Annotated in this window: 20 protein-coding genes and 1 riboswitch; of the genes, 14 read left to right on the forward strand and 6 right to left on the reverse strand. The window is 68.6% G+C overall.

Annotation, left to right across the window (positions count from 1 at the left end):
- Nucleotides 1-14: 14 nt before the first annotated feature.
- The 3 genes from ACFTS5_RS25195 (at nt 15) to ACFTS5_RS25205 (ending at nt 3,157) form a co-directional block, all read left to right on the forward strand.
- The gene (locus ACFTS5_RS25195; protein ID WP_378635361.1) at nt 15-1,586 is read left to right on the forward strand and encodes a DNA polymerase Y family protein; all 1,572 of its coding nucleotides are present in this window, start codon (nt 15-17) and stop codon (nt 1,584-1,586) included.
- 94 nt (nt 1,587-1,680) lie between these two features.
- A complete protein-coding gene (locus ACFTS5_RS25200) occupies nt 1,681-2,607 on the forward strand; it encodes a sucrase ferredoxin (RefSeq protein ID WP_378635794.1) in 927 nt (308 codons plus the stop codon).
- A 109-nt stretch (nt 2,608-2,716) separates the two neighbouring features.
- Complete coding sequence (locus ACFTS5_RS25205; RefSeq protein ID WP_378635363.1) at nt 2,717-3,157, forward strand: GNAT family N-acetyltransferase; 441 nt, start codon at nt 2,717-2,719, stop codon at nt 3,155-3,157.
- A gap of 36 nt (nt 3,158-3,193) precedes the next feature.
- Here the strand turns inward: ACFTS5_RS25205 and ACFTS5_RS25210 are convergent, their stop codons facing one another.
- A complete protein-coding gene (locus ACFTS5_RS25210; RefSeq protein WP_378635366.1) occupies nt 3,194-4,150 on the reverse strand; it encodes an SDR family NAD(P)-dependent oxidoreductase in 957 nt (318 codons plus the stop codon).
- Between the two features lie 132 nt (nt 4,151-4,282).
- Between ACFTS5_RS25210 and ACFTS5_RS25215 the strand changes: the two genes are divergently transcribed.
- From ACFTS5_RS25215 to ACFTS5_RS25235, 5 genes are read left to right on the forward strand one after another with little or no spacing between them, the layout of a single operon-like run.
- The gene (locus ACFTS5_RS25215) at nt 4,283-4,738 is read left to right on the forward strand and encodes a hypothetical protein (protein ID WP_378635369.1); all 456 of its coding nucleotides are present in this window, start codon (nt 4,283-4,285) and stop codon (nt 4,736-4,738) included.
- A gap of 57 nt (nt 4,739-4,795) precedes the next feature.
- A complete protein-coding gene (locus ACFTS5_RS25220; protein ID WP_378635371.1) occupies nt 4,796-8,377 on the forward strand; it encodes an error-prone DNA polymerase in 3,582 nt (1,193 codons plus the stop codon).
- A 51-nt stretch (nt 8,378-8,428) separates the two neighbouring features.
- Nucleotides 8,429-9,469: a M48 family metalloprotease gene (locus ACFTS5_RS25225; protein ID WP_378635374.1), complete on the forward strand. Its 1,041-nt coding sequence runs from the start codon at nt 8,429-8,431 to the stop codon at nt 9,467-9,469.
- Between the two features lie 53 nt (nt 9,470-9,522).
- Nucleotides 9,523-10,548: a DUF4349 domain-containing protein gene (locus ACFTS5_RS25230; RefSeq protein WP_378635376.1), complete on the forward strand. Its 1,026-nt coding sequence runs from the start codon at nt 9,523-9,525 to the stop codon at nt 10,546-10,548.
- Nucleotides 10,508-10,732, forward strand: coding sequence for a DUF167 domain-containing protein (locus ACFTS5_RS25235; RefSeq protein WP_378635378.1), 225 nt, complete (start codon nt 10,508-10,510; stop codon nt 10,730-10,732). Before ACFTS5_RS25230 ends, ACFTS5_RS25235 begins: the two co-directional genes overlap by 41 nt.
- A 1-nt stretch (nt 10,733) precedes the next feature.
- On the opposite strand, the gene ACFTS5_RS25240 is transcribed toward ACFTS5_RS25235, so the two are convergent.
- Nucleotides 10,734-11,216: a tRNA (cytidine(34)-2'-O)-methyltransferase gene (locus ACFTS5_RS25240; RefSeq protein ID WP_378635380.1), complete on the reverse strand. Its 483-nt coding sequence runs from the start codon at nt 11,214-11,216 to the stop codon at nt 10,734-10,736.
- A 46-nt stretch (nt 11,217-11,262) separates the two neighbouring features.
- On the opposite strand from ACFTS5_RS25240, the gene ACFTS5_RS25245 reads away from it, so the two are divergent.
- Nucleotides 11,263-11,589, forward strand: a complete 327-nt coding sequence (locus tag ACFTS5_RS25245) for a DUF3017 domain-containing protein (protein ID WP_235569656.1) — start codon at nt 11,263-11,265, stop codon at nt 11,587-11,589.
- A 64-nt stretch (nt 11,590-11,653) separates the two neighbouring features.
- On the opposite strand, the gene ACFTS5_RS25250 is transcribed toward ACFTS5_RS25245, so the two are convergent.
- Entirely contained in the window at nt 11,654-12,610 is a 957-nt protein-coding gene (locus tag ACFTS5_RS25250; protein ID WP_378635383.1) for an oxygenase MpaB family protein, read from the reverse strand.
- A gap of 133 nt (nt 12,611-12,743) precedes the next feature.
- Between ACFTS5_RS25250 and ACFTS5_RS25255 the strand changes: the two genes are divergently transcribed.
- Nucleotides 12,744-13,379, forward strand: coding sequence for a TetR/AcrR family transcriptional regulator (locus ACFTS5_RS25255; protein ID WP_378635414.1), 636 nt, complete (start codon nt 12,744-12,746; stop codon nt 13,377-13,379).
- Between the two features lie 4 nt (nt 13,380-13,383).
- Here ACFTS5_RS25255 and ACFTS5_RS25260 read toward each other — a convergent pair whose 3' ends face one another.
- The 3 genes from ACFTS5_RS25260 to ACFTS5_RS25270 form a co-directional block, all read right to left on the reverse strand.
- Nucleotides 13,384-14,529 (reverse strand): homoserine O-acetyltransferase, encoded by a 1,146-nt coding sequence (locus ACFTS5_RS25260; RefSeq protein ID WP_378635416.1) that lies wholly within the window; start codon nt 14,527-14,529, stop codon nt 13,384-13,386.
- Nucleotides 14,526-15,842, reverse strand: coding sequence for a bifunctional o-acetylhomoserine/o-acetylserine sulfhydrylase (locus tag ACFTS5_RS25265; RefSeq protein WP_378635419.1), 1,317 nt, complete (start codon nt 15,840-15,842; stop codon nt 14,526-14,528). Before ACFTS5_RS25265 ends, ACFTS5_RS25260 begins: the two co-directional genes overlap by 4 nt.
- An 82-nt stretch (nt 15,843-15,924) precedes the next feature.
- Nucleotides 15,925-16,035, reverse strand: a riboswitch (SAM riboswitch).
- Nucleotides 16,036-16,099: 64 nt separating this feature from the next.
- On the reverse strand, nt 16,100-16,822 hold the full coding sequence (locus tag ACFTS5_RS25270; RefSeq protein ID WP_378635422.1) for a TetR family transcriptional regulator: 723 nt from the start codon (nt 16,820-16,822) through the stop codon (nt 16,100-16,102).
- A 134-nt stretch (nt 16,823-16,956) separates the two neighbouring features.
- Between ACFTS5_RS25270 and ACFTS5_RS25275 the strand changes: the two genes are divergently transcribed.
- The 4 genes from ACFTS5_RS25275 (at nt 16,957) to ACFTS5_RS25290 (ending at nt 22,288) form a co-directional block, all read left to right on the forward strand.
- Entirely contained in the window at nt 16,957-18,450 is a 1,494-nt protein-coding gene (locus ACFTS5_RS25275) for an MFS transporter (RefSeq protein ID WP_378635424.1), read from the forward strand.
- Between the two features lie 309 nt (nt 18,451-18,759).
- Nucleotides 18,760-19,977 carry an NADP-dependent isocitrate dehydrogenase gene (locus ACFTS5_RS25280; RefSeq protein ID WP_067447965.1) on the forward strand — a complete coding sequence of 406 codons (1,218 nt, stop codon included), beginning with the start codon at nt 18,760-18,762 and terminating at the stop codon, nt 19,975-19,977.
- Nucleotides 19,978-20,208: 231 nt separating this feature from the next.
- On the forward strand, nt 20,209-21,357 hold the full coding sequence (locus ACFTS5_RS25285; protein WP_378635797.1) for an MFS transporter: 1,149 nt from the start codon (nt 20,209-20,211) through the stop codon (nt 21,355-21,357).
- 40 nt (nt 21,358-21,397) lie between these two features.
- Nucleotides 21,398-22,288, forward strand: coding sequence for a hypothetical protein (locus tag ACFTS5_RS25290; protein WP_378635428.1), 891 nt, complete (start codon nt 21,398-21,400; stop codon nt 22,286-22,288).
- The last annotated feature ends 8 nt before the right edge of the window (nt 22,289-22,296 follow it).

A 22,296-nucleotide genomic window follows, 5' to 3' on the forward strand; every position in this document is an offset into this window, starting at 1 on the left:
GCCGACCTGTCGTCGTGACGCGTGTTGATCGGGTGCTGGCGGTGTGGTGCCTGGACTGGCCCGCGGTGGCGGCGGCCGCGGTGGAGGGGGTGTCGGCGGAGCGGCCGATCGCGGTGTTGCGGGGGAGTTCGGTGGTGGCGTGTTCGGCGATCGCACGGGCCGAGGGTGTGCGCCGGGGGATGCGGCGGCGGGATGCGCAGGGATGTTGCCCGGAGCTTGTTGTCGTGCAGGATGATCCGGATCGGGACGCGCGATTGTTCGAGCCGGTGGTCGGCGCTGTCGACGAGACGGTGCCGGGCGTCGAGGTGTTGCGGCCCGGGCTCATCGTGCTCGGGGCACGCGGTGCCGCACGGTATTTCGGCTCCGAGGAGGCCGCGGTGGTGCGGTTGATCGACGCGGTCGCCGTGGCGGGAGCCGAGGCGCAGATCGGGATCGCCGATGCCATGTCGACAGCGGTGATCGCGGCGAGGCGCGGGGCGATCGTGGCGCCGGGGGAGGGCGCGAAGTTCCTCGCCGGGCTGCCGGTCTCGGAGCTGGCGGTGGAGCCGAGCCTGGCCGCACCGCAGCGCGCGGAGCTGGTCGACCTGCTGCGCCGCTTGGGTTTGCGCCGCATCGGCGACTTCGCGCGCCTGTCTCCCGCCGAAGTGGCCTCCCGGTTCGGCGCCGACGCCGTGCTCGCCCATCGCACTGCCCGCGCCCTGCCGGAACGTCCACCGTCGGCGCGCCGCCCCGCTCCGGAGCTGACCGTCGAGCTGGCCTGCGACCCGCCCATCGACCGGGTCGACGCGGCCGCTTTCGCGGGTAGGCAGCTGTCCACCCGGCTGCACACGGTGCTGTCGGCGGCGGGAGTGGCGTGCACCCGGCTCGCCGTGACCGCGCGCACCGAGACGGGCGAGGAGCTCACCAGGATCTGGCGCTGTGCTCGCCCACTCACCCCGGCCGACACCGCCGACCGCGTCCGCTGGCAACTCGACGGCTGGCTCACCCACCGCGCCCGCCCCACCGGCCCGATCGTCGCGCTCACACTGGAACCGGTCGAGGTGGTCGCCGCCGGTGCTCTGCAACTCGGTCTGTGGGGTGGTGAGGGCGAGGAAACCGAGCGCGCCCGCCGCGCCCTGGTGCGCGTGCAGGGGCTGCTCGGTGGCGAAGCCGTCCGCATCGGCGTGCTCAGCGGCGGGCGCGGGCCCGCCGAACGCATCACCATGATCGCCCTCGGTGACGAGCTGACCCCCGCCGCCGACCCCACCCAGCCCTGGCCGGGCCGCCTCCCCGAACCCGCTCCCACCCTGCTCCTGCTGCACCGTCCGGTCGTGCACCTGAGCGCCGCCGACGGCGCCCCCGTCCTGGTCACCGATCGTGGCCTGTTCACCGCCGTCCCCACCCGTCTGCGCTGGGGCAGCAAGCAGTGGGCGCTGCTGGGCTGGGCGGGCCCCTGGCCGATCACCGAACGCTGGTGGTCCACGGCCGAGCCCACCTCCCTGGCCGTGCGCGTCCAAGTCCAGCTCGATGCCGACCCCACCGAGATCCGCGCTGTCCTGCTCGTCTACGACGCGATGCAATGGCATGCCGAGGGCGTCTACGAGTAGCCCACCGACCCGGTTCTAGAGTGAAACGACGCTTGTCCGGGACAGCCCCGGAAGGCTCGGTCGTGGGAGGAGCGCTGTGAACCCGTTCGAGGGCATGTTGTGTACGGCGGCCGCTGCCGATCTTCCGCTGCTCGGTACCGCGGGACATTTCACCGGATGGCTGTGTATCGAGCATCCCGGTGCGTGGGGCGGTGATGTGATCGGTGATGAAGTGCTCGGTCCGGAGATCACCGCCGAACTCGCGGCGCGGACGTCGGCGGCGCAGGTCCGGCCGACGCTGATCCGCCGCCCGGGCCGCAACGAGTTCACCGGTACCCGCACTGTGCTGCTGGTCAGTTCGCGGCCGGAGGGCTCCTGGTGTGAGCGGTTCGAGATCACCGACTTGCGCCAGCTCTTCGACATCGACCTGCATCTCGTCGATGGTCCGGCGCCGGGAATCGGTGTGCGCGTGGACGATCCGGTGGTGCTGGTCTGCGCGCACGGCAAACGCGACCAGTGCTGTGCCCTGCTGGGCCGCCCGATCGCCGCCGCCCTCGCCGCGGACTACCCGGGCCGGGTCTGGGAGGCCTCGCACACCGGTGGTCACCGTTTCGCCCCCGCGGTTGTCCTGCTTCCCTCCGGCCTCACCTACGGCCGCGTCGACGCCACTGCCGCCAAGGCGATGCTCGCGGCGGCCGACGCCGACGAGGTCTCCCTGACCGGTCTCCGTGGCCGCAGCTGCTACCCCCCGATCTCCCAGCTCGCCGAAGTGGCTGTGCGCGAGCAGGTCCCGGCCGATGCCACCGCTCTCACCGTCCAGCCCGACCCGGCCCCCACGCACGACCCGACCGTGGCGGGCGCCGCCATCGTCACCCACCGCGACGGCCGCCGCTGGCGCGTCACCGCCCGCACCGTCCCCGCCGCTCCGCGCCAAGCCAGCTGCGGCGCCGCCCCCAAGCCGGCTACCTACTTGGAACCCGCTGCGATAGAACAACTTCCCGCGCTGTCCCGCGCGCAGTCCGAACGCCCCACGGATCACTGACTCATCGACTGCGGACGGCTCGGCTTCCGGGCAAGCGCCACAGTGGACTACTGGAACTACGGCGCGGTGGCCCTCCCGTGCGTCATCCGACGGGCTTAACGTCGACTCCATGATCGACATCCGGGAAATCGGCGAGGACGAAACCGAGCTGGCGGGCCCGGCGCTACTGGAGCTTCGCCCAGGGTGGGAGACGGCATCGCGCCTGACCGAGTTCATCGACAACGAACTCCGCCCCGCGGGCTACCGTCTCATCGGGGTCTTCGAAACGGGTTCCCCTGCGGCGCTATCGGTGGCAGGGTTCCGCGAATCCCGCTCCACCGCCTGGGGCCACCACCTCTACATCGACGATGTCTCCACCCTTCCCGCGGCGCGCGGTCGAGGCCATGCCGACAGTCTGCTCGACTGGCTCACCGCCGAAGCTCGGCGTCTGCGGTGCACGGGGGTCCACCTGGACTCCGGCGTCGGCCCTACCCGAGCCGCCGCCCATCGTCTCTACATGCGCCGTCACCTGGCCATCACCGCCCACCACTTCACCCTCGACCTGCAGTGAATCGCGAGCGGACCCGGGAGCTGTGCTACCCGGGGGTCACCAGTGTGTGCCGGGTACCCAGCGGGCCGCGCGGCGCAGGGCGGTGCCGGTGGCTTTTCGGGCGGCGGAAGGGGTTTTCGGATCTGCCCGGGGGACCGGTGCGGGGGCAGGGGTGTCTTCGGCCGATTCGCCCTTGGCCGCAGGGGAATCCGGCAGCGCGCGGTAGTAGCGGTGCAGGATGCGGTCGCGGAGTTTGGGGGTGATGATGCCGCCGTATTCGGCGAGGGTGCCGAGGGGGACATCGATGCGTTTGGGACGTTCGGTGAGGGCGCGCACGATCGTGCCCGCAGCCCACTCGGGGGATTCGGACGGCCCCTGGTCGCCGCTGGGGGCGATCATCGGGGTGCGCACCAGCGGCATGTGGATGGTGGTGAAAGTGACTCCGTCGGCGAGGGTTTCGACCGAGGCGACCTCGGTGAACTTGTCCAGGGCCGCCTTGCTGGCGAGGTAGGCGGCGAAGCGAGGGGTGGCCACCTGCACGCCGGCGCTGGAGATGTTGACGATGTGGCCGAAGCCGCGTTCGCGCATCTGTGGCAGCAGCGCGAGGGTCATCCGCAGCGCGCCGAAGTAGTTGACCGCCATGGTGCGTTCGAAGTCGTGCAGGCGATCGGTGGATCGGTGGATGGCGCGGCGGATGGACCGGCCCGCGTTGTTGACCAGCATGTCGACGTGGCCGTGCTGGTCGAGGATCGCCTTGACGGCCGAGTCCACGGACTCGGAGTCGGTGACATCGCACGGGTAGCCGTAGGCCTGCCCGCCCGCGTCGACGATCTCGGCGACCACCGCGGCCAGTTCGTCGGCGCGGCGCGCGAGCAGGAACACGACACCGCCCTTGTCGGCGACCGAGAGTGCGGCGGCCCGTCCGATCCCGGACGACGCACCGGTGATCACGACATGCCTGCCGGTGAGATCGCGCCGCTTGCGGCCGCGTTCACCTGGAGAAACCTGAGACATCACTGCTCCTTTGCAGCTCGTTGCCTCGAACTTACTCCAAAGTAAGTTAGAGGGCCAGGATCGCCGGGAAACTCGAAAATATGTTCGAATGCCTCTCGCCAATATTCGAACGTATGTGCGATACTGATGCACATGGCGGACGATCGGATGGCGGACATCTATGCCGCGGTGCGGCTCGGCGGTGGCGACCCTGATGCGGCGCGCGCGGCGCTGACCAGGCTGTGGAGTGAGATAGGGGAAGGCGGCGACCCGTTGCATCGCTGCGTGGTGGCACATCACCTGGCGGATGTGCAGGAGTTGCCGGAGGGTGCGTTGCTGTGGGACCAGCGGGCGCTGGCCGCGGTGTTCGGGCCGGGCATCCCGCTCGATGAGGGGCTGCGCGGGTTTCTGCCCTCGCTGTATCTGAACCTGGCCGACAGTCATCGCCGCGTCGGTGACTTCGAGATGGCGCGGATGCAATTGGCCATCGCGCGCGGGCACCTGGACGTGCTCGCCAACGATGCCTACGGCGCGGTGATCCGCACCGGGCTGAGCCATGTGGAGGCGGCGCTGGAATCGCGGTCGATGGAGCGCTTGCCCGCGAATTGAGTAGTCCGCCAAGGGGAAAGGGTGTGGTGATGCGGGGGTCGTGAGAGGAGCGGGTGCATGGGCTGGAGCAACGGTCCGCCGACCTGGTCGGAACTGGAGCGGGTGCTCTCGGGCAAGCCGAGCGGCAGGCCCGCGCAAGACATGCACCCGGGCGACGGCGGCGACAGTCCGGCCTGGTCACGCAAACGCGGCGAGTACCACGCCGCCGGGCTCGACCGGCCGACCGGCCCGACGGTGCCCTACGCGGAGCTGCACACCCACTCCGCCTACAGCTTCCTCGACGGGGCGAGTCAGCCGGAGGAGCTGGTGGAGGAGGCGGTGCGGCTCGGTCTGGAAGCGCTCGCGCTCACCGACCACAACGGGTTCTACGGGACCGTCCGGTTCGCCGAGGCGGCCAGGGAATGGGGAATGCCAACGGTTTTCGGTGCCGAACTGTCACTGGGAACCGATGCGGAGGCGGCGCCGGGCCGAGGGGATGCGGTCCGGCGCCGTTCTGTCCCTCGGGGCGGGTTGCGAACTCCTGTCGCGGATGCGGTCGAACACGGGCACGTGAACGCGCCGGACTCGGTGCCGCGCACCGGATCTCCCGATCCGCTCGGTCCGCATCTGCTGGTTCTCGCCAGGGGGCAGGAGGGTTACCGGCGGCTCTCCCGGGAGATGGCGACGGCGCACATGGCCGCGGGGGAGAAGGGCGTGCTGCGCTATGACCTCGACACGCTCGCGGCGGCGGCGGGCGGGCACTGGCATATCCTCACCGGCTGCCGGAAAGGCCACCTGCGCACCGCGCTCGAACACGATCTGCGCGGTGGCGATATCCGGCTACCGAAAGCCGAAGCGGCCCTGCGGGATCTGCTCGAACGATTCGGCGCCGATCGGGTGAGCGTGGAGCTCACCCATCACGGCATCGCCACCGATGACGAGCGCAACGCGCTGCTGATCGCGCTGGCCGACCGGCTCGATGTGCCCGTACTCGCCACCACCGGTGCGCATTTCGCGTCTCCGGCGCAGCGTCGCCGGGCGATGGCGCTGGCCGCGATCCGCGCCAGGAGCAGTCTCGACGAGATGGTGGGCTGGCTCGCGCCCACCGGCGGCGCGCACCTGCGTTCGGGTGCGGAGATGGCGCACCTGTTCGCCGACTACCCGCACGCGGTGGCGAACGCGGCGGTGCTGGCTCGCGAATGCGCGTTCGACCTGGGGTTGATCGCCCCGAAGCTCCCCCCGTTCGACGTGCCCGCCGACCATGACGAGAACTCGTGGCTGCGCGAGCTCGCCCTGCGTGGCGCCGCCGAGCGCTACGGGCCGCCGGAGCGGAACCCGCGGGCGTACCGGCAGCTCGAGCACGAGCTCGCGGTGATCGAGAAGATGGAGTTCCCCGGCTATTTCCTGGTGGTGCACGACATCGTCGAGTTCTGCAAGAAGAGCGACATCCTGTGTCAGGGCCGAGGCTCGGCCGCCAACTCCGCGGTCTGCTACGCCATCGGCATCACCAACGTCGACCCCGTCGCCAACCAGCTGCTGTTCGAGCGGTTCCTCTCGCCCGAACGTGACGGACCACCCGATATCGATGTCGACATCGAATCCGACCGCCGCGAGGAGGCCATCCAGCACGTCTACGCCAAGTACGGTCGCGACTACGCCGCCCAGGTGGCGAATGTGATCACCTACCGCGGCAAGTCCTCGGTGCGTGATGCCGCACGCGCACTGGGCTTTTCACCGGGGCAGCAGGATGCGTGGAGCAAACAGGTGAGCCGCTGGTCCGGGGTGGCCGCGGAGACCGGCACCGATATCCCGGACGCGGTGCTCGAGCTCGCGGGCGAACTCGACGGTCTGCCCAGACATCTGGGGATCCACTCCGGCGGCATGGTGATCTGTGATCGGCCGATCGCCGACGTGTGTCCGGTGGAGTGGGCGCGGATGGCCGGGCGCAGCGTGTTGCAGTGGGACAAAGACGACTGCGCCGCGGTCGGTTTGGTGAAGTTCGACCTGCTCGGCCTCGGCATGCTCTCGGCGCTGCACTACATGATCGACCTGGTGCGCGAGCACAAAGGCGAGCAGGTCGAATTGCACGCGCTCGATCTCACCGAAGCCGGTGTCTACGAGATGCTCTCGCGTGCCGACTCGATCGGGGTGTTCCAGGTGGAGTCGCGCGCGCAGATGGCCACATTGCCCAGGCTGAAGCCGCGCACCTTCTACGACCTGGTGGTGGAGGTGGCGCTGATCCGGCCGGGGCCCATCCAGGGTGGTTCGGTGCACCCCTACATCCGCAGGCGCAACGGCAAGGAGGCGCCGGTCTGCGATCACCCCGCGCTGGAGAACTCACTCGCCCGCACCCTCGGCATTCCGTTGTTCCAGGAACAGTTGATGCAGATGGCCATCGACGTCGCCGGTTTCAGTGCCGCCGAAGCCGACCAGCTGCGCCGTGCCATGGGTTCCAAACGCTCGCCGGAGAAGATGGAACAGTTGAAGGACCGCCTCTACCAGGGCATGCGGGACCTGCACGGCATCACCGGCGATCTCGCCGACCGCATCTACGAGAAGCTCTACGCCTTCGCCAATTTCGGTTTCCCCGAGAGCCATTCGCAGAGTTTCGCCTCGATCGTGTTCTATTCGTCGTGGTTCAAGCTGCACCATCCGGCGGCGTTCTGTGCCGGGCTGTTGCGTGCGCAGCCGATGGGTTTCTACTCGCCGCAGTCGCTGGTCGCCGACGCCCGCCGGCACGGGGTGCGCGTGCACGGCCCCGACATCAACGCCAGCCGCGCCGAGCCCACCCTCGAGAACGCGGGCACCGAGATCCGGCTCGGCCTGTCTGGTGTGCGGCACATCGGCACCGACCTCGCCGAGCGCATCGTCGCCGCCCGTGCCGAACACGGCCCCTTCGCCTCGATGCTCGACCTCACCGGTCGCGTGGAACTCACTGTCGCCCAATCGGAATCGCTCGCCACCGCAGGGGCGCTGGACGTCCTGGTCGACACCGAACCGCGCCATGGCGACTCCGCGAACGGCCGCGTCGCACCGCCGAACAGGCTCAGCTCGGGCGCCGGTCGCGGTGGGGTCACGGCTGTGCGGGGTCCAGATGCTGTGCCGGATCAGCTGGTTGCGCAACGGGAATCGCGCGGTAGCAGCGTGCGCAGGGCGGCGTTGTGGGCAGCGGGTGCGGCGGCCGTGGAACGTCCCGATCGCCTACCCGGCACGGGTCCCGCCACCGTCGCTCCGTCCCTGCCCGGCATGAGCGCGCTCGAACTCGCCGCCGCCGATGTCTGGGCCACCGGCATCTCGCCCGACTCCTATCCCACCGAATTCCTTCGGGCCCACCTGAATTCACTCGGTGTGGTTCCCGCGTGCGATCTCCTGCTGGTCGAGGACGGCGCCCGCATCCTGGTGGCGGGCGCCGTCACCCACCGTCAGCGCCCCGCCACCGCCGCGGGCGTCACCTTCCTCAACCTCGAAGACGAGACCGGCATGGTCAACGTCGTCTGCTCGGTCGGCCTGTGGACCCGCTACCGCCGTCTCGCCCAGAACGCCACCGCCCTGCTCATCCGCGGCCGCATCCAAAACGCCGAGGGCGCCGCCAGCGTCGTCGCCGACCACCTCGAACATCTCGACCTGCGGATCGTCGCCCGATCCCGCGACTTCCGCTGATCTCGCGGTCACCCGGTATCCGTTGGGTATCTTGGGAATTGGGGGTACAGCATGAACGCGCACGCTCGGCAGGAATCGGAACCCGCGGGACCGGTGCTGGTCGCACGACGGACCAAGTTCTTCGTGCTGATCGGGGATCTGGTTGTCTCGCTGCCGTCGGTCGTGCTCAGCGGATGGCTCATCTGGAGATTGTCGGCGCTGGTCGGGGACTGGCTCGTGGTCGTCGCCGCGCTGGTGTGGCCGGTATCGGGCGCGTGCGTTCTGCTCGTCGGTGTCCTGATCTCCGGTGCGGCAGCGCAGGCCAGCCGGTCCGCGTCGCCCGAGCACGCGGAAGTGGCCGCCGCGTGGGCGGCGGTCGCCGCCGTTGCCCGGATCGACGGATCTCGCTATACGCCATGGGTTAACGACGTCGCAACGGTGAACGGAGAGGTGTACGGATACGCGACTCTCGGCCGGCACGTCGTCGTGACCCGGCATGCCGTCGACGTGTTCACGCGAGGAGAACTGCAGGCGGTACTCGCGCACGAGTTGGGCCATCAGTTGCTGGGACGAATGTGGTTACGGTGGCTGATCAAGTGGTATCGAGGGCCTGCCGACCTGCTCCTCGAACTCGCTGTGGGCGTGGTGTCCAAGGTCGCGTGGTCGCTGCAAATCGGGCCTCGGTGGATCGCCCACCGACTGTTTCGGGGGCCTCGGCCGGTCATCCTCCTCGGCGTGCTGGTGGTCGTCATCGTGCCGACCGCAGCCGTCCTCGGCTCGGGTTGGGCGATTCTCGCCGTGTCGACCCGGTTTCTCGGGCTGCCGACCGCCCTGGTCGTGGTGGTGGTCCTCGTCGCGCAGCCCCTCGCGCGAGCCAGGCTGTCCCAGTGGCAGGAGTACGGTGCCGACCGAGTAGCGGTGGAACTCGGCTACGGCCAGGATCTTCGTGGTGTACTACGACGACTGCAGGCGGACTGGGACGCTACCCCTGTCGAGCAGCGCCAGCTGGCTCGCTTGATTCATACCCACCCGTCGCCCGACAGTCGCCGCCGCGCGGTCGAAGCGCTTGAATCTCAACGGCACACGGCAACGGCCGACGATCAGCCGTCATGACCAGGTCGCGCGAGCGCGCCCGCTCCGGCTCTCCCACGCACTACGCTGCGAACATGCGCAAGCTTGCCGTGGTGATGATCGCGTTGCTCGGACTCGTGTTCCTGGTCGGGTGCGGCGATGACGAGAGCGAGGACCATGCCGGTAAGGCGTCCTCGCCCACCGTCATGGGCGGGCCCGCTCCCGCAGTGGCGCCCGGGTTCCGCGAGGGCGCCCCGCAGCAGGACAGTCCGGCGCCGACGGATCAGTCGAACCGGAAAGAGGTGATCACCGGGTCGGTGGATGTCACCTCGGGGGATCCGATCGCCGCCGCCGCGACCGTCACCGAGCAGGTCCGCGCCGTCGACGGCCGGATCGACAGCCGCACCGAACAGCCCGGTACCGACGAGCGGGCCGCTCGGGCCGTGCTCAGTGTGCGGGTGCCCGCCGACAAGACCGATGCCTTCATCACCGGGCTCGGTGGGGTCGGCACGGTGACCCGGGTCAGCACCAACCGCGACGATGTCACCATGCAGTGGCAGGACCTCGACGCCCGCATCCGCGCCCTGCAAGCCTCCGTCGACCGGCTCAAAGCGCTGATCACGAGCGCCACCAACACCGCCGACCTGATCGCCGCGGAGGAGGCGCTGTCGAGCAGGCAGGGCGAGCTCGACAGCCTCACCGCGCAGAAACGCAGCCTCGACGATCAGGTCGCGCTGTCGACGCTCACCATCACCCTCACCGCCGACGACAAGAACGCCCCCGGCGATCCGGACAACTTCTGGGACGGCATCGTCTCGGGCTGGCACTCGCTGATCGACTGGTTGCAGGACGCGATCGTCTTCGTCGGCAAGGCCGTGCCGTGGCTGGGCTTCCTCGCGGTGATCGGCGGATTGCTGTATGCCGCACTGCGATTGCTGCGCAGGCGCCGTCGCACCGGAGCGCACGTGCCCACCGCTGCGGTGCCCACCGCACCGCCGGCCACCGCACCGCCGGCCACCGCATCCGAGGTCAACGCATCCGGCGCATCGGCATCGGCAGCATCCGGGAAGGAGACCCCCGGTGCCCACAGTGCGGGCGACGATCAAACCGAACAGCCGTAAAGGCCCACTCGTCGAAACCGCCGAAGACGGCACCCTCACCCTCTATGTCCGCGCCCCGGCCGTCGAGGGCAAGGCCAACAAGGCCGCCATCGAACTACTCGCCGATCATTTCGGCGTAGCCAAGTCCGCCGTCCGGCTGACCGCCGGCGCCACCTCACGGTTCAAGCGGTTCGACATCGACTGAGTCAGACCGCGCCCGGAAATCCCAGCTGCCGCCAGGCCTCGTACACCGACACCGCCGCCGCGTTCGACAGGTTCATCGACCGTCGACCCGGCAGCATCGGAATGCGCACCTGCTCAGTGATCTGCGGATCGGCCAGTACCTCCGCGGGCAGACCGGTGGGCTCGGTGCCGAACAGCAGCGCGTCGTCGTCTCGATAGGCGATATCGGTGAAACGAGTGGTGGCCTGGGTGGTGAAGGCGAACACGCGGCCGGGCCGGATCGCCGCGAACGCCGTCGCCAGGTCGGGATGCACGGTCACCACCGCGAGGTCGTGGTAGTCCAGTCCGGCCCGGCGCAGCTTGGACTCCGAGAGGTCGAATCCGAGCGGTTCGATCAGGTGTAGCGCGCAGCCGGTCCCCGCGGCCAACCGGATCGCGTTGCCGGTATTGGGCGGAATCACAGGCTCGTGAAAGATCAGGTGCAGCACAGCGGACCACTCTGTCATGCGCCACCCCGTCCGCGCGCAGGCGGTATCTGGAACAATCGGGCTCGTGAACGAGGCGGAGACGACCGGCAAGCACCGGGTCGCGCGGTTGAGCGCGGGGGAGCAGTACCTGCGCAGTCATCTGCCGATGACCGTGGTGACCGCGCTGATCGTGATCGCGGTCGGCTTCGTCGCGTGGGATCGGTGGCGCCGCGGCGCGCTGATCTTCGGCAGCGCCGCCCTGGTGGCCGCCGCGTTCCGGCTGTGCCTGCCGACCGTGCAGGTGGGGTTGCTCGCCGTGCGCAGCCGCCCGTTCGACGTGGCCGCGCTCACCGCGCTCGGCAGCGCCATCGTCTTCCTGGCCGCCACGATCAACACCCTCGGCGTCAGCTGACGACGAAGGCCGACCACGGCATCGTTGACGTGGCCGGCCCCGACACCCCCGGATGTGGTGTCGTTCAGGCGGTTTCGGGGACTTTCGGTTCCCAGAGGCTGCGATGCCCCTGGCTGCCGTACAGGGCGCGCGCCCGGTCCGGCGTGATCGTCACCGGGTCGACCGGCACCGGCGCGGCGGCGTGCGCGGCGAAGACCTGCCCGGTCATCGGGGCGATGAACGGGGCGGCCTTGACGATCACCCAGTTGTCGCGCCGGGCGGCGACCCAGGCGATCACCTTCGCGGGAATCCGCACCGCGAGGTCGACCACGCGGGGCACCCGGTACCGGCCGAGCCTGCGCATCCACATCGGCAGCGTCGGGATGCTGGCCAGCGAGAGCAGCCTGCTCCCGATCGCGTAGCCCCAGCCTTTGCTCGGCGGCGTCCACATCAGATAGTGCATGCCTTCGATGGCGCGCTCGGTGACGCACAGTTGCGGCCGGACTCGCTCGTAGTAGGCACGCACCTCCTCGCGCGAGCGCGGGACGTCCGCGGGCTTGCAGGTCTGCAATTCGGCGGCGATCGCGCATTCGGCCCAGAAGCGCCGCTCCTCCTCGGGGCTCAGCGGGCCGGGTCCGTACATCTCATAGGCCTTGAGCACCGAGTGCCAGCCGGTGATGTGGATCCACAGCTGGGTTTCCGGGCTGTTGGCGCTGTAGCGTTTGCCGCTGATCGGTTCGATGCCCGTCATCGGCGCGTGCACCTTCATCAGGTGCTCGGCGGCCTGGATGGCGGTGCGGCCGTCGCCGACCGCGACGAGCACGAAGTACAGCAGGGTGTGGTCGAGCCGCGTGCGTGGGTTGCTGTAGATCCCCTGCGAATCGGCGACGGCGGCGGTGAGGAACGGATCGAAGTGTTCCAGGGCGACCGCGCGCTGGAATCCGATCAGGGCGGTCGGCGACGCCCATACCTTCCAGCTGGGGGAGTCGGGTCCGAAGAAGCCGTAGTCGTCGCGGCGCAGGGAAGTGGGGTCGAAGGCCATTGCACGTGCTCCTTTGCAAGTGAATACAACACCACCGTAGCAATGGCGTGTGATGAATACAACGGCTGCGTAGGAATTGCGCTGACAAGTCGGCCGCGGGGTATCGTCCAGGGAGAGAAAGGCAGGTGGGCGTGTGACCGCGACGCAGGACCGACGACCGCGGCGCCGCTATGCCCCGCGACTGCCGCCGCAGGAACGCCGTGCGCAACTGCTCGATGCCGCGTTCGCCGTGCTGGGCCGGGTGGAACTGCACGAGTTGAGCATGGAGGCGGTCGCGCAGGAGGCCGGGGTCGGAAAACCGGTGCTCTACACCGTGTTCAAGACCCGCGCCGAACTGGTCGAAGCGCTGCTGGAGCGCGAGAGTGAACGCGGACTGGAACAGATCGCCGACACGCTGCCCGACGACCTGTTCGGCGCCGATCCGGTCGCCGTCGCCTCGTCGACGGTGGAAGCGTTCGTCGGTGTGGCACTGGCGAATCCGACGCGCTGGCGGCTGATCCTCGCCACACCCGCGAGCGCCCCCGGTGAATACCGCGCGGCTCTTCGCACGTCGCGGGCCGATATCCTGGCGCGCGCGGAATCTCTTGTCCGCATGGGCATTTCGCTGTCACCGCGCTGGTCGGGCATGGATGCCGAACTGCTCGCGAACTCGACCCTGACCGTCGCCGAAATGCTCGGCAGGCTGGCCGTCAGCGAGCCGGAAGAGTATCCGCGCGAACGGCTTCAGGCCTACGTTCGCTCGATCGTCACCCTGCTGACCGGGCCCTGACGGCTCAGCGGTTCTCCCGCGCCAAGCGCATCGTCTCGGTGAGCAGCTTCGACACGGCGGCCGCCTCGGTGAGGAACCCGTCGTGCCCGTCGCGCGAATGCACGATCTCCAGACCCGCGCAGCCCGGCAGCCCTTCGGCCAGCTCGGCCTGGGTGTGCAAGGGGTACAGGCGATCCGAGTCGACTCCGCCGACCACGCACGGCACCGATGTCGAGGCCAGCGCGGCAGCGATACCGCCGCGCCCGCGACCCACATCGTGGCGGTTCATGGCCTCGCTGAGCAGCACGTAGGTGGCCGGATCGAACCGCTGGACCAGCTTGTCGGCCTGGTGCTCGAGGTAGCTCTGTACCGCGTAGCGCCCACCGGTCCACGGTTCTTCGTCGCCCTGGGGCTTGTTGGTGAAGCGGTGGTCGAGTTCGCCCTCGGTGCGGTAGGTCAGGTGCGCGATGCGCCGGGCCAGTCCCATGCCGGTCATCGGCGCGCGGCCGGTGCCGTGATAGTCGCCGCCCTGCCAGTCGGGATCGGCCGCGATGACGGCCATCTGGGTGGTCTGGGTGCCGATCTGATCGGCGGTGGCGCGGGCGCCCACGGCCAGCACGAGCGCGGCGCTGACCCGCTCGGGCAGGCCGATGATCCACTCGAGTACCCGCATGCCACCCATCGAGCCGCCGACGACAGCGCCGAGCCGCTCGATCCCGAGCACCTCGAACAACTGCGCTTCGGCCTTTACCTGGTCACGGATGGTCAGCTCGGGAAACCGTGCGCCCCAAGGCTTTCCGTCGGAGGCGAGCGAGGACGGGCCGGTGCTGCCCTTGCAGCCGCCCAGCACGTTGGTCGCGATCACGCACCACTCGTCGGTGTCGATCGGCGCGCCGGGCCCGACCATGCCCTCCCACCAGCCGGGCGCCCCGTCGGGCCCACCGACGACATGGGAGTCGCCGGTGAGCGCGTGTTCGACGAGCACCACATTGTCCAGCGTGGGCGAGAGCTCGCCCCAGCGTTGCACCGCCAGCCGCACATCGGGGACGACGGCGCCGTTCTCCAGCGCCACATCCCCGATGGCGACCACGCCGACGCGCCCGTCCGGCGGTGGCAGCAGGGCCACCCCGGTTCCGGGTCGGGCGATCGGCGATTCGGTGCTCACAGTCACGTCGTCGCCGCCGCGAACCCGGCCCGCAGATCGGCCAGAATGTCGTCGATTCCCTCGATGCCCACCGCGAGCCTGACCAGGCCGGGAGTGACGCCGGCCGCCAGCTGCTCGTCGGGCGTCAACTGCGAGTGCGTGGTCGACGCCGGGTGAATCACGAGTGAACGCACATCACCGATGTTAGCTACATGGCTGTGCAGGCTGAGCGCGTCCACGAACTTCTTGCCCGCATCGACACCGCCGGCCAGCTCGAAGGCCACGATCGCGCCCGCGCCCTTGGGCGCCAGCTCCTTGGCTCGCGCGTGCCAGGGCGAGGACTCGAGGCCCGCGTAGAACACCGCGTCGACGCCCGGCTGCTCGGCGACGAACTTCGCGACCGCCTCGGCATTGCTGACATGCCGTTCGACCCGCAGGCTCAGCGTCTCGATGCCCTGGGCGATGAGGAACGCGTTGAACGGCGAGACCGCGGCACCCAGATCGCGCAGCAACTGCACGCGAGCCTTCAGCGCGAACGCGGGCGCGCCCAGATCGGCGAACACCGCACCGTGGTAGCTGGGGTCGGGCTCGGTGAAGCCGGGGAAGCGCGCGTTGCCGTCGGCGTCGCGCACGGTCCAGTCGAAGGTGCCGCCGTCGACGATCACGCCCGCCACGGCCGCACCGTGACCACCCAGGTACTTCGTCGCCGAATGCACGACGATGTCGGCGCCGTGGGCCAGCGGCTGGATCAGGTAGGGGGTCGCGACGGTGTTGTCCACGATCAGTGGAAGGCCGTTCGCGTGCGCGACACCGGCGATACCGGGAATGTCGAACACCGCGCTGCTCGGGTTGGCGATGGTCTCGCCGTAGAACGCCTTGGTGTTCGGCTGGATCGCGGCTTCCCACTGCGCGAGGTCATCGGGATCCTCGACGAACGAGACCGTGATGCCCAGCTTGGGCAGCGAGTAGTGGAAGAGGTTGTAGGTGCCGCCGTAGAGGTGCGGGCTGGACACGATGTGGTCGCCCGCGCTCGCCAGGTTCAGGATCGCGTAGGTCTCCGCGGCCTGGCCCGAGGCCAGCAGCAGCGCCGCGACGCCACCTTCGAGCGCGGCCACGCGCTGCTCCACCGCGTCCTGGGTGGGGTTCATGATCCGGGTGTAGATGTTGCCCGGCTCGGCGAGACCGAACAGCGCGGCGGCGTGATCGGTGTCGCGGAAGGTGTAGGAGGTGGTCTGGTAGATCGGCAGGGCCCGCGCGTTGGTGCTCGCGTCGGGGGCCTGGCCCGCGTGGACCTGCTTGGTCTCGAAGGACCAGTTCTCGGGCAGAGAAGAGTCAGTCATGTCGTGCTCCAAATGGGTGTCAGCCGGGGGATCTCGTCAACTGGGTCGGATCGACTGGCAACAACACATGGGGGCCTCCTGCAGTGCGCGCTTGCTCTCGACTTTCGAGAGCCCGGTCATCACCCGGAGCACCCCACCGCAGCTGGAGGGTTGCCGACCAGCGAGCCGGGGCTTGGCGCTGGTACTCATGACCTTGCCGTCATGTTAACCGGAGATCTCCCGCGGGCGGAAACTTCCCCCGCATTTCCCGCCGAAGATCACTCGTTGGACGGTGTGCCGAAGCCTGGCGTGTCGTCCACCGGTGCGCCGCAGACCTGCCGTAAGCCGTGGTAGGCGCGCAGCACGGCGTCCCGAGTGACCCGGACAGCTACCGCCGGTGACCCGCTCAGCAAGGCTTGTTCGGTGTCGGCGACGGAGAGGTGGCACAGCATCTGCCAGATCCCGGCCACCAGCTTCACCGTGAAGTCGTCCGGTGACGTGCCCATCCGTTGCGCGAGCTCGGTGCACACCGCGACGTTCTTCTTCTCCGCGTATTCCAGCGCGCGGGCGTTGACCGACTGGCTGGTGCGCATGATGCGCTGCATCTGCAGGAATTGGCGGATGAACCGGATGCCGTCCGCGTCCGCCTCGGCCTGGACCACCGTCAGGTAGGCGCCACACAGTGCCTGGAGTTCGTTGCCGGTGTTCGGCTGGGAGCGCAGCGCGACGGCGACGGAGACCCCGAAGTCGTCGATCGGGGCCAGCACGATGTCTTCCTTGAGCGCGAAGTACCGGTTGACGGTGCGCGGGGACACATCGGCACCCGCGGCGATCTGCTCGACCGTCGTCGCGTCGAACCCTTGGCTGTCGCACAGGTCGAGTCCGACCGCCACGATCGCGGCCTTGGTCTGGAGCTTCTTGCGCTCGCGCAGGCCCAGCGGCGCGCCGGCAGCCGGTTCGGTCGTCCGGTCGGCGCTGATCGGAGTGGTCGAGTCCAGCATTCCCTCAGCCTACCGTGTCGGCGGCTCTATCTGTCCAAGTAGGCCAATTGGCGCATTCAGACATTTTTCTCTTGACGCCAATTGTCTTGCAGTGCCAGGATTGACCCACGCCAATCGAGCGACGAGGAGTCCTGGTGACCGGCACCGAGATAATGACGAAACATGTTGATCAACAACAGAATTCGATGCGGTGGTGGGCGTTGGTCGTGCTCTCCGCCGCCCAGTTGATGGTGGTGCTCGACGCCACCGTGATCACGATCGCCCTGCCCTATGCCCAGCGCGACCTGGGGATCAGCGACGGCGACAAGCAGTGGGCGCTCACCGCGTACACGCTCATCTTCGGCGGCCTACTGCTGCTCGGCGGACGGATGGCCGACTACCTGGGCCGCCGCCGGATCTTCCTGGTCGGCCTGGTCGGCTTCGCTGCCGCCTCGGCGCTGGCCGGGCTCGCGCAGACCGGCCCGCAGTTGTTCATCGGCCGAGGTCTACAGGGTGCGTTCGCCGCGCTGCTCGCCCCCGCGGCTTTGTCGCTGCTGTCGGTGATCTTCACCGATGTGCAGGAGCGGGCCCGCGCGTTCGCGGTCTTCGCCGGCATCACCGCCGGTGGCATCGCGTTCGGGCTGATCGTCGGCGGCGCGCTCACCGAGTTCGCGTCGTGGCGATGGACGCTGCTGATGAACACGCCGATCGCGCTCATCGCGGTAGCCGGTGCGGTGGCGGTGATCGCGCGCGATATCCCGGTGCCGAGAACCGGCGGCTACGACCTGCCCGGCGCCGTCACCGTGACATTCGGCTTGGTGTCGATCGTCTACGGATTCAGTCGCGCCGCCGAACACGGTTGGCTGGCGGGCAGCACGCTCGGCCTGCTCGGGGCGGGCTTCGCGTTGCTCATCGCGTTCGTCTTCATCGAGGCGCGCTCGGCGAATCCGCTGTTGCCACTGCGCATTCCGGGTGAGATCAATCGGGGCGGCGCCCTGCTGGCCGCGCTGCTGATCCCGATCGCGATGTTCGCGATGTTCTTGTTCCTGAGCTTCTACTACCAGAACACCCTGGGCTATTCGCCGCTGAAGGCCGGCATCGCGTTCCTGCCGTTCCCCGTGGGCATCGGGATCGCGGCGGGCATCACCAGTTCGTTGATGCCCAAGTTCGGGCCGCGTCCGCTCATGGTGGTCGGCGCGCTGCTCGGTGTCGTCGGACTGCTGTGGCTGGCGCAACTGAGTTACGGCGACGGGTACGCACTGAGCGTGCTGCCCGCGCAGCTGCTGATGGCGCTCGGGATGGGCCCGCTGTTCGTCGGGATGCAGGCCGTCGCGCTGCATCAGGTCGACGCTGAGGACTCCGGCGTCGCCAGCGCCCTGCTCAATGCCGCCCAGCAGGTCGGCGGCGCCGTCGGCACCGCCCTGCTGACCACGCTGTCGGTGCAGGCCGCCGAGAACTACGTCACCGACAACCCGACCGTCGACCACCTGATCGAACGCGCCTCGATCTACAGCTACGACGTCGCGTTCTATATCGGCGCCGGCTTCTTCCTCGCCGCCGCCGTGGTGATCGCGGTGATGATCCGCGACAAGCCGGAGAACCTGATCGAAGGCGACGAACACGCGGCCGCGGTACCGATCGCGGTCTGACCTGGTGAACCGGGCCCGCGCCACCGTTCTCGGTGCGCGGGCCCCGCCGTGTTACTACTCAGTAGCCGGTCAAGGCCCGATCGGGTGCCGACGTGCGGCCGGAGCGGAGTAGCTTCGAGGAGTCCCGCACAGCGGGCCCTCCCATCGCGGTGAGGTGGGGGACAGCAGTACGCTCGTCTTGTTTGCACCACACGTCCCGCAGACAACGCGGGGCATATACGTTGTCTGTTGGAACTGCTGGGGTCCGCTCACAAGCGTGTTCGCCTAGCCGTGCAATAAGGGCACCCACCGAGGAGGACACGAAGATCCATGTCCAAGATCAAGGTTGAAGGCACCGTTGTAGAACTCGACGGCGACGAGATGACCCGGATCATCTGGCAGTTCATCAAGGACAAGCTGATCCATCCCTATCTCGACGTGAATCTCGAGTACTACGACCTCGGCATCGAGTACCGCGACAAGACAGACGACCAGGTCACCGTCGACGCGGCCAATGCCATCAAGAAGTACGGCGTCGGAGTGAAATGCGCCACCATCACCCCCGACGAAGCGCGGGTGAAAGAGTTCGGCCTCAAGAAGATGTGGCGCTCGCCCAACGGCACCATCCGTAACATCCTGGGTGGCACCATCTTCCGCGCGCCGATCATCATCTCCAACGTGCCCCGCCTGGTGCCCGGCTGGACCAAGCCGATCATCATCGGCCGTCACGCCTTCGGCGACCAGTACCGCGCCACCGACTTCAAGGTCTACGAGGCTGGCACCGTCACGCTGACCTTCACCCCGGAAGACGGCAGCGAGCCGATCATCCACGAGGTCGTGAAGATGCCCGAGGACGGCGGCGTCGTCATGGGTATGTACAACTTCAAGAAGTCCATCGAGGACTTCGCGCGGGCCTCGTTCAACTACGGCCTGCAGCAGAACTACCCGGTGTACCTCTCCACGAAGAACACCATCCTCAAGGCTTACGACGGCATGTTCAAAGACACCTTCCAGGAAGTCTTCGACGCCGAGTTCAAGGCCGAGTTCGACGCGGCGGGCCTCACCTACGAGCACCGCCTGATCGACGACATGGTCGCCTCCTCCATGAAATGGGAGGGCGGCTACGTCTGGGCCTGCAAGAACTACGACGGCGACGTGCAGTCCGACACCGTGGCCCAGGGCTTCGGCTCGCTCGGCCTGATGACCTCGGTGCTGCTCACCCCGGACGGCAAGACCTGTGAGGCCGAGGCCGCGCACGGCACGGTCACCCGGCACTACCGTCAGCACCAGCAGGGCAAGCCGACCTCGACCAACCCGATCGCGTCGATCTTCGCCTGGACCCGTGGTCTCGAACACCGCGGCAAGCTGGACAACACCCCCGAGGTGATCGGCTTCGCGCAGGCGCTCGAGGATGTGGTCATCAAGACCGTCGAGGGCGGTCAGATGACGAAGGACCTCGCCGCGCTCGTCGGCGGCGACCAGGGTTACCTGAGCACCGAGGAATTCCTCGGCGCGCTGGACGTCAACCTGGCTCGTGCTCTGAAGTGATGTAGCCCCGGTTCGCGACCGCGAACCCGCACGGCTGTAAGAAAGCGCTCGCATCGAATCCGATGCGAGCGCTTTTGCGTCCGTCCCCGGCGGTTGTTCCCACGGTGGGGTAACTCACGCTCGTTTCGGGTAGCTAAAGGGTAGTCGTCGCCGTTGCATGGAAGCGTGACTTCTTCCACTGCAGCCCCCGATCGCCTCGAGGTGCCACGCACCAGCTGGCATGTCCCGGCGATGCTCGCGTTGGCGCTGGGTGGATTCGGGATCGGGACCACCGAGTTCGTGACCATGGGGTTGCTGCCCGATATCGCGCGGGCCTTCGATATCTCCGAGCCGTCGGCCGGGCACGCGGTGTCGGCGTACGCGCTGGGCGTCGTGGTCGGTGCGCCGTTGATCGCCGCGTTGTGCGCGCGGGTGGCGCGCAAGAAGTTGCTGATCGTGTTGATGGTCGCGTTCACCATCGGCAATATCGGGACCGTGCTCGCGCCGACCTTCGGCACGCTCGTGCTCGCGCGGTTCGTGTCCGGTCTGCCGCACGGCGCGTACTTCGGCGTCGCCTCGCTGGCCGCCGCCACGCTCGCACCCGTGGGGCAGCGAGCCAAGGCCGTGGCCGCGGTGATGCTCGGGCTCAGCGTGGCGAATGTGATCGGGGTGCCGGGCGCGACCTGGCTCGGTCAGCACCTGGGCTGGCGTGACGCCTATGTGGTCGTCGCCGTGATCGGCGTGGCGACGGTGGCCGCTCTGTGGCGCTATGTCCCCGCGCTGACCAGCATGAAGATCACCAACCCGATGACCGAACTCGGTGCGCTGCGACGCCCGCAGGTGCTGCTCACCCTGGCTGTGGGCGCGATCGGCTTCGGCGGCATGTTCGCGGTCTACACCTACATCGCCACCACCATGACCGATGTCGCGGGCATGCCCATCGGCGCGGTGCCGATCGTGCTGGCGCTGTTCGGTCTCGGCATGATCGTGGGCAATATCGGCGGCGGCATCCTCGCCGACCGTGGCGTCGACCGCTCGATCTTCGTCGCCATGATCGCGATGGTCGTGATCCTGGCCGGATTCGTCCTGGCGGCGCACAACCCCGTCACCGCCGCGATCGGCGCCTTCCTCGTCGGCGCCTCCGGCGCGGCCCTGGCCCCCGGCCTCCAAACCCGCCTCATGGACGTAGCCGCCGACGCCCAAACCCTCGCCGCCGCCCTCAACCACGCCGCCTTGAACATGGCCAACGCCGCGGGCGCCTGGCTCGGTGGCCTCGTCATCGCCGCGGGCCTCGGCTACACCGCCCCGGCCGTGGTCGGCGCCCTGCTGGCCGTCGCCGGTGTCCTCCTGTTCACCCTCACGGCTTTCCTGCAACGCCGGTCGGCGCGTAACACGCCGTAACCGATTGGTGCCCTTGCGCACCTCGTCCTACGTTGCCCACATGCCGAGCCACCTGCACGAGGGTTTGCTTGACCTGTTCCGCACGGATCTCCTGCTCGCCCCGTCGTTGCTGGCTGAGGAGTTCAGGATCCCGCTGCCCGGCTTGTCGCAGATGCGGGCTGAGCCGTGCGACTTCACTGACGTCGGGCCCAAGGAGTTCCGCGGTGACTTGGCCCTCAGCACCCACGACGATCGGGACATCCCGGTACTCGGTGTGTGCGTCGAGGTGCAGTTGTCCAAGGCGGACGTGCGTCGCTGGAAATGGCCGGTCTACCTGACCACCCTGCGATCGCGGCTGTGTTGCCCGGTAGTGCTGTTGGTGGTGACGCCCAGCAGAGCAGTCGCGAAGTGGGCCGAGCAGCCGATCGAGCTCGATACAGTCGGATCGGTCATCCAACCGCTGGTGCTGGGCCCGGACCGTTTCCCGGTCGTCACCGATCCGGTCGAGGCCGGAAAGTGCCCCGAGCGCGCGACGCTGTCGGCGATCGCCCACGGCGCAGGCCCGCATACGGAGGAAGTCCTTGCCGCGTTCCTGGCCGGGCTGATGAAAACCGACGATGAACATGCCAAAATGTATCTTGATCTGGTCGACGACGCGTTGACCGTCGCCGCAAGCCGACGCTTGGAGGAACTGATGGAGAGCTCGCCTCAATATCGCGGCCGCATCGCTACCAAGTACATGGCGAAGGGGCGAGAGGAGGGCCTCGCGGAGGTGGACGCGAAGGTCGCCGAGACTGCTGCGCACGCGGTGCTCACCGTGCTGACTGCCCGCGGGCTCGAGCTGTCCGCCGCGCAGCGCGCGCTGCTCGCCGCGTGTACCGATCTCGACCAGCTCGACGCATGGTTGACGCAGGCGGTCACCGCCACTCGTACCGACGAACTCTTCGGCTGACGCGCGAC

The organism is Nocardia sp. NPDC056952, from assembly GCF_042674185.1.
Lineage (GTDB): Bacteria > Actinomycetota > Actinomycetes > Mycobacteriales > Mycobacteriaceae > Nocardia.

Coding starts and splice junctions, on each gene's coding strand:
- ACFTS5_RS25200 (WP_378635794.1), top strand. CDS start 1,681: ATGTTGTGTACGGCGGCCGCTGCCGATCTTCCGCTGCTCGGTACCGCG.
- ACFTS5_RS25280 (WP_067447965.1), top strand. CDS start 18,760: ATGTCCAAGATCAAGGTTGAAGGCACCGTTGTAGAACTCGACGGCGAC.
- ACFTS5_RS25270 (WP_378635422.1), bottom strand. CDS start 16,822: ATGCTGGACTCGACCACTCCGATCAGCGCCGACCGGACGACCGAACCG.
- ACFTS5_RS25250 (WP_378635383.1), bottom strand. CDS start 12,610: ATGGCCTTCGACCCCACTTCCCTGCGCCGCGACGACTACGGCTTCTTC.
- ACFTS5_RS25205 (WP_378635363.1), top strand. CDS start 2,717: ATGATCGACATCCGGGAAATCGGCGAGGACGAAACCGAGCTGGCGGGC.
- ACFTS5_RS25285 (WP_378635797.1), top strand. CDS start 20,209: ATGCTCGCGTTGGCGCTGGGTGGATTCGGGATCGGGACCACCGAGTTC.
- ACFTS5_RS25220 (WP_378635371.1), top strand. CDS start 4,796: ATGGGCTGGAGCAACGGTCCGCCGACCTGGTCGGAACTGGAGCGGGTG.
- ACFTS5_RS25290 (WP_378635428.1), top strand. CDS start 21,398: ATGCCGAGCCACCTGCACGAGGGTTTGCTTGACCTGTTCCGCACGGAT.
- ACFTS5_RS25230 (WP_378635376.1), top strand. CDS start 9,523: ATGCGCAAGCTTGCCGTGGTGATGATCGCGTTGCTCGGACTCGTGTTC.
- ACFTS5_RS25265 (WP_378635419.1), bottom strand. CDS start 15,842: ATGACTGACTCTTCTCTGCCCGAGAACTGGTCCTTCGAGACCAAGCAG.
- ACFTS5_RS25215 (WP_378635369.1), top strand. CDS start 4,283: ATGGCGGACGATCGGATGGCGGACATCTATGCCGCGGTGCGGCTCGGC.
- ACFTS5_RS25225 (WP_378635374.1), top strand. CDS start 8,429: ATGAACGCGCACGCTCGGCAGGAATCGGAACCCGCGGGACCGGTGCTG.
- ACFTS5_RS25240 (WP_378635380.1), bottom strand. CDS start 11,216: ATGACAGAGTGGTCCGCTGTGCTGCACCTGATCTTTCACGAGCCTGTG.
- ACFTS5_RS25210 (WP_378635366.1), bottom strand. CDS start 4,150: ATGTCTCAGGTTTCTCCAGGTGAACGCGGCCGCAAGCGGCGCGATCTC.